Genomic DNA, 15616 nt, shown 5'->3' on the forward strand with positions numbered 1-15616 from the left:
ATCCCACCCCGATCCGCCCCGACCCGAAGGAGTCCGTGATGGGCCCGACGCCCCATCCCGCTGTCACGGCGCTGCTGGAGACCTCGACGACGGGGCGCCTGCGCCCCCTCTTCGAGGGGAACAACATCAGCTTCGCCATCGGCTTCAAGCACATCAACTACGTTGCCGAGGCAGCGGTGCTCAACCACTTCCGAGAGGCGGGACTGCCCGTAGGGGAGCTGTACCGGCGGTTCGGCCTCGGCTTCGACGTGGTCGACCTCCACTCCCGCCTCGGCGCCCTGCTCGCCGTCGACGACGAGGTCGAGGCCGTGGTCACCCCGGTGACCGAGGACGGCGCCGACCGGCTCCGCTTCAAGGTCGAGCAGTTCGTCGAGCGCGACGGCAAGCGGGTCAAGTGCGCGGGCTCGACGATCCTGGTCGCCCTGCGGATCGACGACCACATCACCGCCGAGGAGCCCTGGCCGGCCGGCCTGGAGCGGTTCACCACCGCCCGTCTGGGCGACGGCGAGCGCCTGGAGATCGCGGCGACCCCGCTCCCGTACGGCGACTTCACCGCGGGCCGCGGCGCCACGGCCGACCCGGTGCTGAACGAAGTCATCGGGGAGACCAACGCGTTCGGCTGGCGCCGGCGCATGGGCTACTTCTACTGCCACTTCAACGAACGCGTCCAGATGTCCGGATTCCTGCGGGTGATGGAAGAGGTCGAGGACCTCTTCCTCGCCGACCGCGGCCTGGCCATCAAGGAGGTCCTCGACACCCGGGGCTGGATCCCCGTCGTGACCCGGTCCCGCATCGAGCTGCTCGACGAGACCGTGATGGAGGAGGAGCTCTACACCGTCTACACGGTCGAGAACGTCTTCAAGACCCTCCTCTACACCTGCCGCATGGACTGCTACGTGCTGCGCGACGGCCACCTGGTGAAGACCGCCACCGGCTCCATCACCCACGGCTACCTCCACGAGGCCGCCCCCAACCAGTGGGAGATGGCCGAGTTCGACCGGACCACGGTGGAGGCGCTCACCACCCCCCGCAAGGCGGCGTCATGAGCACCCCGGTGACCGACCGCCCGGTGATCACCGGTTGGTCCGCGGTCTCCCCGTTCGGACTCGGGGCCGAGGCCTTCACCGAGGGACTGCGCGAACAGCGCTCCACGGTGGCCCCCGTGGACACCGCCCGCTGGCAGGTGCCCACCTCCCGGGCCCACCTGGTGCCGGGCTTCGAGACCCGGGAGGTGCTGGGCAAGAAGGGCACCCGTTCCATGGACCGGGTCACCGGACTGGCCGTCGCCGCCGTCGGCTCCCTCCTGGACCAGCCCGGTTCGGTGAAGGAGACGGAGACCGGGGAGCGCGCCGGCCTCGTGCTGGCCACCACCACCGGCAGCGCGGCCAGCATGATGGACTTCACCCGCAGCTCCCTCGTGGGCGACCGGCCCTACGACGTGGACCCGGCGGTCATGCCCAACGCCGTGATGAACTGCGCGGCCGGGCAGTGCGCCATCTGGTACGGCATCAAGGGCCCCAACACCACGCTGGCGGGAGGCCGCGCGGCCGGACTGCTGGCGCTCAACTACGCCACCCGGCTGCTGGCCTCGGGCCGCGCGGACGCGGTGCTCTGCGCCGCCGCCGAGGAGTTCTCGGCCGCCCGCTACTGGCTGGAGAGGCACAGCCGGGGACCCGAGGCGCCCAACGTCGCGCTCGGTGAGGGCGCGGCCGTCCTCCTGGTCCAGCCGGCCTCCGCCGTCACGCCCGACCGCCCCGCCCTCGCCGACGTGCTCGCCGTGCGCACCCGGGTGGCCACCGGCCATCAGGTCCGCCCGGCCCTGGAGGCCTGTGTGCGCTCCGCGCTGGAGGCCGCCGGGGTGGCGGGCCCCGAGGTGTGGGCCGCGAGCCCGTCGGACGCTCCGGGGCTCCTCGGCCACGTGGAGCGCGAGGTCCTCGCCGAGATCTGCGGGGACGCGGCGGTGCGCCGGATTCCGGCCGTCGGCCGGCTCGGCGACGTCTCCGCCGCCTCCGGCTCGTTCCAGATCGCCACCGTCCTCGCCGCCGCGCCCCGTACGGGCGGGAGCATCGCCCTGGTGACGTCCGCCGACCGCGACGGCTCCCTCGCCTGCGCCGTGCTGAAGCTCCGGGACGCACGATGACCGCCGCCACCCGGGCCCGCGTGAGCCCGGTCGCCGCCGAGGTGCGGGTGGAGGCCCGGACCGAGGACGGTCTGACCGCCGTCGCGCGGGCCGAGATCCGGGAGAACGAACCGGTCTTCGCCGGCCACTACCCCGACTTCCCGATCTTCCCCGGAGTCTGCGTGCTGGAGTGCGTGCAGCGGGCGGCGACCGACGGGGAAGCCGCCCCCGCCCCGTCCGACCTCGCCGCCGTCGAGTCGGCGCGGTTCGCCGGGGCGGTCTACCCGGGAGACACCCTCCACCTGACCCTCACGTGGCGCCCCACGGAGGGGGGCCTGCGCTGCGACGCGGTGGCACTCACCCAGCGGGGCAGGGCCGCCACCGTACGGCTGCGCTACACGACCGCCGGAGGTGAGCGATGACCGCGCCCGCACCCGCCCTGCCCCGGGTCACCGACCTGCTGCCGCACCGCTACCCGATGCTGCTCGTGGACCGGGTGACCGAACTCGTGCCCGGCGAGCGGATCCGCACCGTCAAGGCCGTCACGCTCAACGAGCCCTGGTACGCGGGGATGCCGGCCGACGCCCCGTTCGACTACCCGCCGTCCCTGCTCGTCGAGTCCTGGGGCCAGTCGGCCGGACTCCTCGCCTCGGCGGTGGCCGCGGCGCCGCGAGGCCAGGTGATGCTGTTCGGCTCCGTCGCGGACGCCGCGTTCCACCTGCCCGTCCTCCCGGGCGACGTGATCGAGCACCGGGTGAGCATCACCCGGGCCCTCACCGACTCGGTGATCTTCGAGGGCAGCAGCCACCGGGGGGACGACACCGTGATGACCGTGACCCGGATGGTGATGGCCTTCCGCGCCGCGGAACTGCTCCGCCCCGCCGACCCCGCCGCCGCCCCCGCCGGGACGCGGCCCTCCACCCCCTCGTCCCCAGGAAAGGCCGTCCGATGACCGACACCAGGCCCGTGGCCCTGATCAGCGGGGGTTCCCGCGGAATCGGCCGTGCCGCCGTGCTGAAGCTCGCGGCGGACGGCTACGACATCAGTTTCTGCTACCGCTCGCAGGCGGAGACGGCGGAAGTCCTGGCGAAGGAGGCGGAGGTGCTGGGCGCCCGGGTGCTCCACCGCCGGGTCGACGTCAGCGACGCCGCCGCCGTACGCGACTGGGTCGCCGCGACCGAGAAGGACCTCGGCCCCATCGAGGCCGCCGTCCCCTCGGCCGGCGTCACCCGCGACAAGGCGCTGGTGATGATGGCCGACGACGAATGGAGCTCCGTCCTCTCCACCAACCTCGACGGCGTCTTCCACCTCTGCCGCGCGGTCGCCTTCGGGATGATGAAGCGCCGGCGCGGCAGCATCGTCACCCTCTCGTCCGTGGCGGGCGTCTACGGCAACGCCACCCAGACCAACTACGCCGCGTCCAAGGCCGGGATCATCGGTCTGTCGAGGTCCCTGGCCAAGGAGGTCGGCCGCTACGGCATCCGCGTCAACGCGGTGGCGCCCGGCTTCGTCGACACCGACATGGTCGCCGCCGTCTCCGAGAAGATCCGCGACGAGGCCCTCGCGGGCGTCGCGCTCGGCCGGATGGGCACCGCCGACGAGGTCGCCGAGCTGATCGCCTTCCTGGCCTCCGACCGCGCGAGCTACATCACCGGGTCCGTCTTCCAGATCGACGGGGGGATCGCCCTGTGAGCAGCGCCCACCGCAGGAAGAAGAACCCCAGGTGGTACTTCTCGCTGCGCAGCCCGTACTCGTGGTTCGCCTACCGCGACCTCAGCGAGAAGCACCCGGACGTGCTCGACCGGATCGAGTGGATTCCGTACTGGGAACCGGACGAGGAGTCCACCCGCCTACTCGCCGGGGCCGGGGTCACCCTGCCGGTGATGCCCATGCACCGCTCCAAGAACTTCTACATCCTGCGGGACGCGCGCCGCTGGGCCCATGCCCGTGGCTGGCAGGTGACCTGGCCGGTGGACCGCGCCCCGCACTGGGAGGTGTCGCACCTCGCCTACCTCGCGGCCGAGGAGCGCGGCCTGGGCCGTCAGTTCGTCGACCTCGCCTACCGGGCGCGCTGGAACCGGGGCCTGGACCTCGCCGAGCGCTCGACCATCGCCGGCATCGCGGACGAGCTGGGTCTCGACCCGTCGGTCGCCGACGCGGTCGACGACCCCGACCTGCGGATCAGAGGCGTGGAGTGCCTCATCGCCGCCTACCACGACGACGCCTTCGGGGTGCCGTTCTTCCTGCACGGCCGTGAGGCGTTCTGGGGCGCCGAGCGGGTCGGGGCGTTCGTGGCCGCCGTGCGCGGCGAGGAGTGGGACGGCCTCAGCGACGCGCCGTTCGCAGCGCCCCCGTTCACCGCGGTGGTCCCGGACCAGGGCGACCCGTCCGACAGGAGAGAGCGATGACCGTCACCGGAACACCCCAGCGGACCGTTCCGCGCTGGGTGCCACCGCCGCCGCCCGGACAGCCGGCGCGGACCGCGCACGAGGATCTGATCCACCCCGTTCCGCTCCGGCTCGCCGCCCGGGTCCGGCTGCTCGCCCGCCGCACGGGCGTCGGCTGGGAGGCCCTCCTGCTCGCCGCCCACACCGCCGTCCTCACCGCCCTGGCCGGCGGGACCTCGGTGGTGAGCGGCTACCGCGCGCCCGGCCGGGCCGACGCGCCCCGCCCGGTGAAGCTCGCGCTCCGGGGCGAGACCTGGCGCGAGCTGGCCGTCGCCGCCGGACAGGCCGCCGCCACCCCCGCCGATGCGGCGTTCGAGGCCGTACTGGACCTGGACCCGGGGCGGACGGACGAGGGGCCCGCCGAGCCGCTCGCGGACACCGTGCTCACGGCCGCGCTGCGCCGCCGCTCCGGCGGTCTCGTGCTGGTGATCCGCCACCGTACCGACGTGCTGGACGCCGAAGCGGCCGGCCGGATCGCCGGGTACTGCCTCGCGGCCGTCGGGCAGCTCGTGGCGGAGCCGGACGCGCCGGCCCGCGCCAAGAGCCTGCTCTCCGCCGCCGAACACCACCACCAGACCGTCGAACTGTCGGGCCGCGACAGGGAGTTGCCCGACAAGCGGTTCCACGAACTCTTCGAGGAGCAGGTCGCGCTACGGCCCCGGGACCTCGCCGCCGTGCACGGCGAGGACGCCTGGACCTACGAGGAGCTCAACACCCGGGCCAACCGGATCGCCCACGCGCTCCTGGCCCGGGACCTGGGCGACGAGGCCGTCGTGGCCGTCGTCACCGAGCGCAACCTGGACTGGCTCGCCTCGGTCATCGGCGTCTTCAAGGCCGGTGCCGCCTATCTGCCGATCGAGCCGCACGCCCCCGTCGACCGGATGTCCCGCACCCTCGTCCGCAGCGGCTGCCGGCTGGTCCTGACCGAGGAGGGCGGCCCGGACCACGCGCGGCGGGCCGCACCGCCCGGCGTCGAACTCCTCCCCGTCGGGGCCGCCCTCGCCGAGGACCGCCCCGGCCACGACCCGGGCGTGCGCTACGGTCCCGGCCGGCTCGCCTACCTGTACTTCACCTCGGGCTCCACCGGCGAGCCCAAGGGGGCGATGTGCGAGCACGCCGGGTTCCTCAACCACCTGTACGCCAAGATCGACGACCAGGGGATCGGCGCGGGCCACGTGGTCGCCCAGACCGCGCCGCAGTCCTTCGACATCTCCCTGTGGCAGCTGGTCGCCGCCCTGGTCGTGGGCGGACGCACCCTGATCGTCGGACAGGAGGCCGTCCTCGACGTCGACCGCTACCTCGACACGATCGAGCGGGGCGAGGTCTCCGTCCTCCAGGCCGTGCCCTCCTATCTGGAGGTGGTGCTCAGCCGGCTGGAGGAACGCCCCCGCGCGCTGCCCTCCCTGCGCTGCGTCTCGGTCACCGGCGAGGCGCTCAAGAAGGAACTGGCCGTCCGGTGGTTCGCGCGTTTCCCGCACATCGCCCTGATGAACGCCTACGGCCTCACGGAGACGTCGGACGACACCAACCACGAGGTCATGACCTCCGTGCCGGTGTGGGACTCGGTGCCGCTCGGGCACGCGGTCGGCAACGTCGCCGTGTACGTCGTGGACGAGGACCTGCGGCCGGTGCCGCTCGGCGCGCCGGGCGAGATCGTCTTCTCCGGCGTCTGCGTGGGTCGCGGGTACGTCAACGACCCCGAACGCACCGCGGAGGCCTTCGGCGAGGACCCGCACCGGCCCGGCCGGCGGCTCTACCGCTCGGGCGACTTCGGCCGCCGGCTGCCGGGCGGCTCCGTGGAGTTCCTCGGCCGGCGCGACGCGCAGATCAAGATCCGCGGCTTCCGCATCGAGATCGGGGAGATCGAGAACCAGCTGCTGCGGCTGCCCGGGGTCCGCGACGGCGCGGTCGTCGTCGTCGAGTCGCCGGACCGGGGCCGCCATCTGGTCGGCTTCCAGGTCGGCTCGGCCGAACCGTCCGACGCCCTGCGCGAGCGGCTGGAGCAGGCGCTGCCCGCGTACATGGTGCCGGACCGGTTCGAGCCCCTCGACGCCCTGCCGCTCACCCCGAACGGCAAGACCGACAAGCGCGCCCTGCGCACCCTCGCCGCCGAGCTCGCCCTGGCCGCCGAGCGGGGACACGCCGAGGCGTACGAGGCGCCCCGCCCCGGCACCGAACTGCGGCTCGCCGAGGCGTGGGCCGCCGTGCTGAAGCTGCCCCCGGAGCGGATCGGCCGCACCGATGACTTCTTCCTGCTGGGCGGCACGTCCCTCTCCGCCGTGCGGCTCGTCGTGCGGATGGAGCGGGCGTTCACCCTGCGCGACGTGGTGCGGCTCCCGAGGCTCGACGCCCTCGCCGCGTTCCTCGACGATCCGGGGGACGGCGCCGCCGGCGCGCCCGCGGACACCGGCCGGGAGAGGCCCGCCGCCGGCGGCGTGTCCCCCGCGACCGCCGCCCCGCCGCGCACCGCCCCGGCGGCGGCCCCGTTCGACGTGGTCAGGACGGAGGGCAGGCCCGCCGTGCTCACCCTGGACGGCCCCGCCCCCGAGGACCCGGCGGCCTGGGCGGAGCGGAACGCCGGCCGGGTACGGGCCACCGTGGCGGAGCACGGTGCGCTGCTGGTGCGGGGACTGGGCCTGCGGGACGCGGACACCGTCGGCCGGGTCGGCCGCGGACTGCTGCACCAGGTGATGACCGAACGCGAGGGCTTCGCGCCGAGGCAACGGCTCGCGGACGGCGTCCACACCTCCTCCGAGTGGCCGGCCGACCAGCCCATGTGCATGCACCACGAGCTGAGTTACGCCCGTGAGGTGCCCGGCACCCTGCTGTTCGCCTGCCTCACCGCCCCCGCATCGGGCGGCGTCACCGGTGTCGCGGACTCCGCCGACGTCCTGGAGGCGCTCCCGGCCGAGCTGGTGGCGCGCTTCGAGGCCGAGGGCTGGCTCGTCGACCGCAACTACACCGAAACGGTGGGCGTCGGCCTGGCGGACGCCTTCGGCACGACCGACCGCGCGGCCGTCGAGGCCTACTGCGCGGAGCGGGGCATCGAGTGCCGCCCGCAGTCCAACGGCGACCTGCTCACCCGGCAGTACGCCCCCGCCGTGCTCACCCACCCGGTGACCGGCCGGCGCGGCTGGTTCAACCAGATCGCCTTCCTCAACGAGTGGACCCTCGACCCGATCGTCCGCGAGTACCTCATGTTCGAGTTCGGTGACGCCGGACTGCCCTTCAACAGCCGTTACGGCAAGGGCGCGGGCCTCGACGAGGAGACCGTGCTCACGATCAACGCGGTGTACGAGAAGCACACGCTCCGCGAGCCGTGGCGGGCGGGCGACCTCCTCGTGGTGGACAACCTCCGGATGGCGCACAGCAGGGAGCCCTACGAGGGGGACCGGCGGATCGCGGTCGTCCTCGGCGACCCGGTCACCGTGCCGGCCCACCACTGAACAGCCCCTTCCCACCGCAATCCCAGCCCATGGATGGAGTCCCATGTCCCACGAGCCGCTCGTGCCGCCCTTCGCCGTCATCACCGGCGCGCAGGTGGCGCAGGTTCTCACCGGCAGCGAGAAGCAGGTCGTCGACCTGGTCGAGGACGTCTACCGGCTGCACGGCCGGGGCGACTCGGTCAACCCGCCCTCGTACTTCCTGCGGTTCCCCGACCGCCCGAGCTCCCGGATCATCGCCCTGCCCGCCTCGGTCGGCGGCGACCGTCCCACCGACGGCCTGAAGTGGATCTCCAGCTTCCCGGAGAACGTGGCCGCGGGGATCCCCCGGGCCTCCGCCGTCCTCATCCTCAACGACCACGCGACGGGGTATCCGTTCGCCTGCCTGGAGAGCTCCATCATCAGCGCCTCCAGGACCGCCGCCTCGGCCGCCCTCGCCGCCGACCGGCTCAGCGGGTCGAAGCGCCCGCGCCGGATCGGCTTCGTCGGCACCGGCCTCATCGCCCGCTACGTCCACCACTACCTGGAGGCCACCGGCTGGACCTTCGACCGGCTCGGCGTCCACGACCTGTCCGCGGCGCACGGCGCGGCCTTCGCGGAGTACCTCGGCGGGCGGGGCGACGCCCCCGTCGTGGTACACGGGACGGCCGAGGAACTGATCCGGGAGAGCGACCTGGTGGTCTTCGCCACGGTCGCCGGCAGCCCGCACGTGCACGACCCCTCCTGGTTCGCCCACAACCCGCTGGTGCTCAACGTGTCGCTGCGGGACCTGGCGCCGGAGATCCTGCTCGCCTCCGCCAACATCGTCGACGACGTCGAGCACTGCCTGAAGGCGGACACCTCCCCGCACCTGACCGAACAGCTCACCGGGAACCGCGACTTCATCGACGGCACCCTCTGCGACGTGCTGGAGGGCCGGGTCGAGCCGCCCGGGGACCGTCCCGTCGTGTTCTCGCCGTTCGGTCTCGGCGTGCTCGACATCGCCCTCGGCCGTTACGTCCACGACCAGTTGCGCGACGCCGGCCACCTCGGGGTCGTCGACGGCTTCTTCCACGAACTGGACCGCTACGGCCGCGCCTGAGGGCTGTCCGACCGACAGAAAAACGGTGATGAAGTGACGGTCATATCCGCTCCCTACGAGATCAACGTCGACGACGTCTTCGTGGATCTGCTGCCCGTCTTCGACGTCCCCCTCTTCCTCAAGTGCGAGGGGATCAATCTCGCGGGCTCGGTCAAGCTGAAGGCCGCCCTGGAGATGGTGCTGGCCGCCGAACGCGACGGCACGCTCACCCCGGGCGACGTGCTCGTGGAGTCCTCGTCCGGCAACCTCGGTGTGGCGCTCAGCATGATCGCCGCCCACCGGGGATACGGCTTCGTCTGTGTCACCGACAGCCGCTGCAATCCCGCCAGCCGCCGGCTGATGGAGTCCTTCGGCGCCCGGGTGCTGGTCATCTCGCGCCCCGACAAGCACCGGGGGCTGCTGGGCGCGCGCATCGACTACGTCCAGCGGCTCGTCGACTACGACCCCAACTACGTGTGGCTCAACCAGTACGTGAACCCGCACAACTGGCTGGCGCACTACCGGTCGACCGGCCCCGCCGTCGCCGCCCAGTTCCCCGAGGTGGACGTCCTCTTCGTCGGCGCCGGCACGACCGGGACCCTCATGGGCTGCGCCCGCTACTTCCGGGAGACACGGCCGCAGACCAGGATCGTGGCCGTCGACAGCGTCGGCTCGGTGACCTTCGGCGGCCCCGCCCTGACCCGGCACATTCCCGGCCTCGGGGCGGGCGTGCGGCCCCAGTTGCTCGACGACGGGCTCGTCGACGACGTCGTGATGGTGCCCGAGCGGGACACCCTGGAGAGCTGCCAGACCCTCGCGCAGCGAGGCTTCCTGTTCGGCGGCTCCACCGGGACGGTCGTGAGCGGCGCGCTGCGCTGGCTGGCCGGCCGGCCCGAGGGGGAGCGGCTCACCGCGGTGGCCCTCTCCCCGGACCAGGGCGACCGCTATCTCGACTCGGTGTACGACCCCGCGTGGGTGGAGGAGCGCTTCGGCGCACCGCACACCTGGGACGCCGTTCCGGCGGCCCCGGCCGACGACCTGCCTCCTCTGGTGACGAGCGCCGGCTGAGCCCGCACCGGACCGCCCGGGACACCTCATCGCTCCCTTCGAGACAAGGAAACAGCGTCGTGCACAAGCCAATCGTTCTGATCGCCGAGGAGCTCTCTCCCGCCACCGTCGACACCCTGGGGTCGGACTTCGAGATCCTGAGCTGTTCCGGCGCCGACCGGAGCGCGCTCCTCGCCGCGCTGCCGAGGGCCGACGCCGTGCTCGTCCGCAGCGCCACCCGCATGGACGCGGAGGCCATCGCGGCCGGCCGGAGGCTGAAGGTGATCGGCCGGGCCGGGGTCGGTCTGGACAACGTCGACGTGGCCGCCGCGTCCCGGGCGGGCGTCATGGTGGTCAACGCGCCCACCTCCAACATCGTCAGCGCGGCCGAGCACACGGTGGGCCTCCTGCTGGCGGTGGCCAGGAACATCCCGCAGGCCCACGGGGCGCTCAAGGAAGGCCGCTGGGAGCGGAGCCGCTTCACCGGTGTCGAGCTGGCCGACAAGACGCTCGGGATCATCGGGCTCGGCAGGATCGGCTCCCTGGTCGCCCGCCGCATGGCGGCGTTCGGGATGCGGGTGCTCGCCCACGACCCGTATGTGCGGGCCGGGTACGCCGAGCGGGCGGGGGTGTCCGGCGTCGGGCTCGACACCCTCCTCGACGAGGCGGACTTCCTCACCGTCCACCTCCCGCGGACCCCGGAGACGGAGGGCCTGATCGGCTTCGACGCCCTGCACCGGGTCAAGCCGGGCGTACGGATCGTCAACGCCTCGCGGGGCGGGATCGTCGACGAGGCGGAGCTGTACGCGGCGCTGAAGGAGGGGCGCGTCGCGGGCGCGGCCGTCGACGTCTTCGCGACCGAACCCTGCTTCGACTCCCCGCTGTACGAGTTGGACAACGTGGTCGTCACCCCGCATCTGGGCGCGAGCACCCTGGAGGCGCAGGAGCGGGCGGGCGTCGCGGTCGCCCGCTCGGTGCGGGAGGCGCTGGCCGGCCGGTTCGTGCCGGAGGCGGTCAACGTGCGGATGGGCGAGGTGGACGCCGAACTCGCCCCGTGGCTGGCCGTGGTGGAGCGGCTCGGCCGGCTGTTCACGGCGACCGCGGGCGGGCTGCCCCCGCGGCTGCGGGTGACGGTCCGCGGCGAGATCGCCCGCCACGATGCGGGCCCTCTCGAACTGGCCCTGCTCAAGGGGGCGCTGGGCCCGGTGGTCGACGGCGGCGTCAGCTATGTCAACGCCCCGCTGATCGCCCAGGAGCGTGGTCTGGGCACCGAGGTGCACACGGACCCCGACAGCCCCGTCCACCGCAGTCTCGTCCGGATCGACGGCACCCTGGCGTCCGGCGAGCCGGTGTCGGTGACCGGCGCCCTGAACGGGCTCCGCTCCGGAGCGCGCCTGGTGGAGATCTGCGGCTACGCGACCGACGTGGCGCTCGACGGCGACCTGGCCTTCTTCCTCGCCCCCGACCGGCCCGGCTCGATCGGCGCGGTCAGCGAGGTCTTCACCCGGGCCGGGATCCCCGTCGAATCCCTGTGGATCGGCCGGGGCGGCGGATCGGGGGAGACGGCCCTGGTCGCCCTGGGGCTGGGCGGCCCCGCCGGCCAGGAACGGCTCGACGACGGGGCCGCCGCGCTCGACGCCGCCCGCGCCTGGGGCCTGGAGCGGACCGGATGAACGGCCATGACTGGCTGCTGGACCAGCTGGAACGCAGGCAGGCCCGGTTCCGGCTGATGGACCACGTCCCGGAGGGCCGCACGGATCTCGCCAGCGCCCTGCGCCGGCACTCCCTCGCCCAGGCGGCCAAATGCCTGGTCGTCCGGGTCGCCACGGGCCGCCGGTCCCGGCGGTACGTCCTCGCGGTCGTGCCCGGCGACCGCAAGGTCGACCTGGACGTGCTCCGGGACATGTACGCGGGCAGGGAGGCGTCGTTCGCGACGCGCGACGTGGCCGAGCGGCTGGCGGGCAGCGTCAGCGGATCGGTGATGCCCTTCGCCCGCCACCCCGAACTCGACCTGGTGGCCGACCCCGAACTGCTGGTCCACGACGAGATCTTCTTCAACGCGGCCCGTCTCGACCGGTCGGTGGCGCTCGCCACGGAGGACTACGTGGCCATGGCCCTGCCGCGGATCCACCCCATCACCCAGCTCTCCGTCGGCCGGCTGCCCGTCGCCCCGACCCTCACAGCCCCGAGGATGACCGGATGAACGTCGTCGCCCCCCGTACCGCGCCCCCGGCGAACGTCGTCGCCGGCGGATGGCTGCGTCGCTACTCCCCGACGGCGGACGTCCGCCGCAGGCTGCTGGTCCTGCCGCACGCGGGCGGCTCGGCCGGCTTCTTCCACTCCTGGGGCACCGCGTTCGACAGCTTCACGGAGCTGCTGGTCGCGCGCTACCCGGGCCGCCACGACCGCCTGGGCGACCCCTGCGTCACGGCGATGGACGAGCTGGCCGACCGGGTGACCGAGGCGGTCCTGCCCTTCCTCGACGTACCGCTGTCGATCTTCGGTCACAGCATGGGCGCCTCGCTCGCCCACGAGGTGGCGCTGCGCCTGGGGCGCCGGCACGGGAGGGTTCCGGCGGCCCTGCACGTGTCGAGCCGCAGGCCACCGCACCGGCTGACCCCGCGGGCCCTGCACGAACAGGGCGACGACGCGCTGATCGAGGAGGTGCGCCGGCTCGGCGGCACCGACGAGTCGGTCCTCGGCGACCCGGAACTCCGGGAGATCGTCCTGCCCGCCATCCGCGCCGACTTCACGATCGTCGGGACCTACGGGCCGCGCCCCGCCGACCCGGTCGGCTGTCCCGTGTACGCGTACATCGGGGACGAGGACCCGGGCACATCGGCCAAGGACATGGCGGCGTGGTCCGACGTCGCGTCGGGCGGCTTCCACCTGGACGTCCTGCCCGGAGGCCACTTCTACCTGGTCGAGCAGCACGAACCGCTGCTCCGGTCGGTCCGCGCCCGGCTGGGCTCCGCCGACGGCGCCCCCGCCCCCCGCTGACCGCGCCCCCCGCTGACCGCGCCCCGGCCGGGCGCGGGGCGGTCGGGGCGGGGCGGTCAGTCCGGGTTCTCGCCCGGGTACGCGCTCTCGAACGCCGCGTGGAACAGGGCCGTGACGTCCTGCCCGGTGAGGCCCTCGGCGCGGGCCCGGTCCAGCCATTCCGCGAGCGCGGAGCGCAGCGGTGAGCCGGGGCCCGTCTGGGGCTGGGCGAGGGAGCGGGTGATGAAGGTGCCCGCTCCCTGGCGCACCTCGGCGAGGCCCATGCGTTCCAGTTCGCGGTAGGCCTTCAGGGTGGTGTTCGGGTTGACCTTGGTGGTCGAGGCGACCTGGGCGGCGGTGGGCAGCCGGTCACCCTCCTCCAGCGCGCCCATGCGCAGCGCCTGCTCGACCTGCCGGACGATCTGGAGGTAGGTGGCCACTCCACTGCGCCGGTCGATGCGGAACACGACCACCGTCTTCACCTTCCGCTCGACTGCGACATTTTACGTGGGGGGAGAGCGGGGCGCTCACAGCGGGCGGCGGGTGGCCCGCCACAGGGTGAACGCCGTGAGCAGGACGGTTCCGGCGAGCAGGATGCCCGCGGCGGTCCACTGCATCGGCGCCATCTGGCTGTAGTCGAGGTACTCGATCACGTCGTTGACGATGCCGTGCTTCTCGATGCACGCGTTCTGCGCCTTCTCGGTCGCCTCGGCGCAGGTGCCCCAGCCGTACAGGGTCCCGTCGGCGCTGCCGACCCAGCGGTCCACCTCGTACGCCTCGGCGTAGCGGGCCGGGAGTTCGGTGTCCATCGGGTACGTGAACATCCGCGTCTCGCCGAGGCGTACGCGCAGCTCGTCCCAGACGAAGGTGGTGATCACGGTGAAGAGGAACGTGACGACCATCGCCGGGAGCACCCGGCGGATCAGGGTGCCGATGGTGATGCCCGCTGCGGTGAGGAAGAGGAGGAACGCGGGCAGGACGGGGCCGGTGTTGTCGAAGATGACGCCGTCGATCCAGTCGCTGAGGAAGACCGAGCGGTACGGCTTCCACCACCAGGTGAACAGGGCCGAGAGGACGACTCCGGAGACCAGCGCGAGGGTGTAGGCCAGGCCCAGCTTGGCGATCAGCCACTGGCGGCGGGTCGCCGACTGGGTGGTGACGAGCTGCGCGGTGCCGTTCTCCTGGTCGCCCGCGATCAGCGGGGCGCCGATGAAGACGGCGAGGATCAGGGGGAGGCCGCCGAGGATCGAGGTGATGTACCGGTAGCCGCGGCTGTCGTCCAGCGGCTGGCCGGCGTCCTTCTCGGGCCAGCCCTTCGCGTCGAGCAGCTGGACCAGCTCGGCCCGTTCGTACACGATCCAGAGCGCGGCCAGCAGGGTGAGGCCGAGGACGCAGACCAGCGCGGTCCGGTGCTGGCGGACGACGAGCCACGGCATTCCGCGCAGCAGGCGGCGCCCGGAGTCGGTCGCGGCGGGCTTCTCGGTGAGGGCGGTGCTCATGCGGCCTGGGTCCCTTCGGCCTCGACGCGGGCGCCCTGGGTGTAGAGCGAGGGCGCGTCCGGGGAGCGGAGATGGGCGAGGAGGACTTCCTCCAGGGAGGGCTCGGCGCTCTCCCAGTCGTCCGGGAGCGGGGCCCTCGGCCGGATCATCGCCTGGAACTGCCGCCCCTGGAGGCGGGTTTCGACGACGGTGTGGTCGGCCAGCTCGGGCGGCAGCGAGCCGTCCCGGGCCACCCCGGTGACCAGCGCGTGGGCCGGGACCAGCGCGTCGGCGTCACCGGCCATCCGGATCCGGCCCTCGGAGACGACCAGCAGGTAGTCGCACATGTCCTCCAGCTCGGTCAGCATGTGCGAGGACATCACCACCGTGGTGCCCCGCTCGACGGCCTCCGCCATCAGCAGGGTGCTCATCTCGTCGCGGGCCAGCGGGTCGAGGTCGGACATCGGCTCGTCCAGGAGCAGCAGCTCCGGCCGCTTGCCGAAGGCGAGCGCGAAGGCCACGCGGGTGCGCTGGCCGCCGGAGAGCGTGCCGACCCTGGCGTGCAGCGGGACGTTGCCCGAGCGGACGATCCGCGTCGCCGCGGCGGCGTCCCAGGCGGGGTTCAGCTCGGCGCCCATGCGCAGGGTGTCGGCCACGGTGAACCGCTTGAACAGCGGCTTCTCCTGGCCGAGGAAGGCGAAGGCAGGCATCACGGCGGGGTCGTCGACCGGTACGCCGAAGATCCGCAGTTCGCCGGTGGTCGGCTGCACCTGCCGGGTCGCCAGCCCGAGCAGGGTGCTCTTGCCCGCGCCGTTCGGGCCGACCAGACCGCAGATGCGGCCGGCCGGGATCCGGAAGGAGCAGTCGCGCAGCGCCCAGCCGCGCCGGTAGCGCTTGCCCAGGCCGCGGGCTTCCAGCGCCCAGCTGCCGGACGTCGCGTTCGGAGTGCCCGTGTCCGCCACGCGCCTCACCTCAATTCCATTAGTCAATTAATGGAATCATGGAGTCATGGGGGAATGGCTGTCAAGCCCGTCGGCCCGCGG

General features: G+C 73.2%; 15 protein-coding genes. 12 read left to right on the forward strand and 3 right to left on the reverse strand.

From position 1 onward, the window contains the following. Window positions 1–38 precede the first annotated feature (38 nt). Genes DTB53_RS31070 through DTB53_RS31125 form a run of 12 tightly spaced genes read left to right on the forward strand, consistent with a single transcriptional unit; the run spans window position 39 to window position 13116 of the window. Window positions 39–1046: a hotdog family protein gene (locus tag DTB53_RS31070; RefSeq protein WP_012379754.1), complete on the forward strand. Its 1008-nt coding sequence runs from the start codon at window positions 39–41 to the stop codon at window positions 1044–1046. After that, window positions 1043–2140 carry a beta-ketoacyl synthase N-terminal-like domain-containing protein gene (locus DTB53_RS31075; RefSeq protein ID WP_012379753.1) on the forward strand — a complete coding sequence of 366 codons (1098 nt, stop codon included), beginning with the start codon at window positions 1043–1045 and terminating at the stop codon, window positions 2138–2140. Before DTB53_RS31070 ends, DTB53_RS31075 begins: the two co-directional genes overlap by 4 nt. Next, complete coding sequence (locus tag DTB53_RS31080) at window positions 2137–2541, forward strand: 3-hydroxyacyl-ACP dehydratase FabZ family protein (protein WP_003967368.1); 405 nt, start codon at window positions 2137–2139, stop codon at window positions 2539–2541. The genes DTB53_RS31075 and DTB53_RS31080 overlap by 4 nt, the downstream gene beginning before the upstream one ends. Beyond that, window positions 2538–3071, forward strand: a complete 534-nt coding sequence (locus DTB53_RS31085; RefSeq protein ID WP_012379752.1) for a 3-hydroxyacyl-ACP dehydratase FabZ family protein — start codon at window positions 2538–2540, stop codon at window positions 3069–3071. The genes DTB53_RS31080 and DTB53_RS31085 overlap by 4 nt, the downstream gene beginning before the upstream one ends. Next, window positions 3068–3811, forward strand: a complete 744-nt coding sequence (fabG, locus tag DTB53_RS31090; RefSeq protein ID WP_003967366.1) for a 3-oxoacyl-ACP reductase FabG — start codon at window positions 3068–3070, stop codon at window positions 3809–3811. Before DTB53_RS31085 ends, fabG begins: the two co-directional genes overlap by 4 nt. Then, entirely contained in the window at window positions 3808–4527 is a 720-nt protein-coding gene (locus DTB53_RS31095; protein WP_003967365.1) for a 2-hydroxychromene-2-carboxylate isomerase, read from the forward strand. The genes fabG and DTB53_RS31095 overlap by 4 nt, the downstream gene beginning before the upstream one ends. Beyond that, window positions 4524–8012: a non-ribosomal peptide synthetase gene (locus tag DTB53_RS31100; protein WP_012379751.1), complete on the forward strand. Its 3489-nt coding sequence runs from the start codon at window positions 4524–4526 to the stop codon at window positions 8010–8012. Before DTB53_RS31095 ends, DTB53_RS31100 begins: the two co-directional genes overlap by 4 nt. Window positions 8013–8055: 43 nt before the next feature. After that, window positions 8056–9090 (forward strand): 2,3-diaminopropionate biosynthesis protein SbnB, encoded by a 1035-nt coding sequence (gene sbnB / locus DTB53_RS31105; RefSeq protein WP_003967363.1) that lies wholly within the window; start codon window positions 8056–8058, stop codon window positions 9088–9090. Between the two features lie 33 nt (window positions 9091–9123). Next, the gene (sbnA, locus tag DTB53_RS31110; protein WP_003967362.1) at window positions 9124–10137 is read left to right on the forward strand and encodes a 2,3-diaminopropionate biosynthesis protein SbnA; all 1014 of its coding nucleotides are present in this window, start codon (window positions 9124–9126) and stop codon (window positions 10135–10137) included. A 59-nt stretch (window positions 10138–10196) separates the two neighbouring features. After that, window positions 10197–11789: a phosphoglycerate dehydrogenase gene (gene serA / locus DTB53_RS31115; RefSeq protein ID WP_012379750.1), complete on the forward strand. Its 1593-nt coding sequence runs from the start codon at window positions 10197–10199 to the stop codon at window positions 11787–11789. Then, window positions 11786–12319, forward strand: coding sequence for a YbaK/EbsC family protein (locus tag DTB53_RS31120; protein WP_003967360.1), 534 nt, complete (start codon window positions 11786–11788; stop codon window positions 12317–12319). The genes serA and DTB53_RS31120 overlap by 4 nt, the downstream gene beginning before the upstream one ends. Further along, a complete protein-coding gene (locus tag DTB53_RS31125) occupies window positions 12316–13116 on the forward strand; it encodes a thioesterase II family protein (protein WP_012379749.1) in 801 nt (266 codons plus the stop codon). The genes DTB53_RS31120 and DTB53_RS31125 overlap by 4 nt, the downstream gene beginning before the upstream one ends. 56 nt (window positions 13117–13172) lie before the next feature. Here the strand turns inward: DTB53_RS31125 and DTB53_RS31130 are convergent, their stop codons facing one another. The 3 genes from DTB53_RS31130 to DTB53_RS31140 are packed head-to-tail and all read right to left on the reverse strand — an operon-like array spanning window position 13173 to window position 15535. Next, the gene (locus tag DTB53_RS31130) at window positions 13173–13577 is read right to left on the reverse strand and encodes a GntR family transcriptional regulator (RefSeq protein ID WP_003967358.1); all 405 of its coding nucleotides are present in this window, start codon (window positions 13575–13577) and stop codon (window positions 13173–13175) included. Between the two features lie 45 nt (window positions 13578–13622). Beyond that, window positions 13623–14594, reverse strand: coding sequence for an ABC transporter permease (locus DTB53_RS31135; protein ID WP_012379748.1), 972 nt, complete (start codon window positions 14592–14594; stop codon window positions 13623–13625). Further along, window positions 14591–15535, reverse strand: coding sequence for an ABC transporter ATP-binding protein (locus tag DTB53_RS31140; protein WP_042496520.1), 945 nt, complete (start codon window positions 15533–15535; stop codon window positions 14591–14593). The genes DTB53_RS31135 and DTB53_RS31140 overlap by 4 nt, the downstream gene beginning before the upstream one ends. Window positions 15536–15616 lie beyond the last annotated feature (81 nt).

This window comes from Streptomyces griseus (assembly GCF_900460065.1).
GTDB lineage: Bacteria > Actinomycetota > Actinomycetes > Streptomycetales > Streptomycetaceae > Streptomyces > Streptomyces griseus.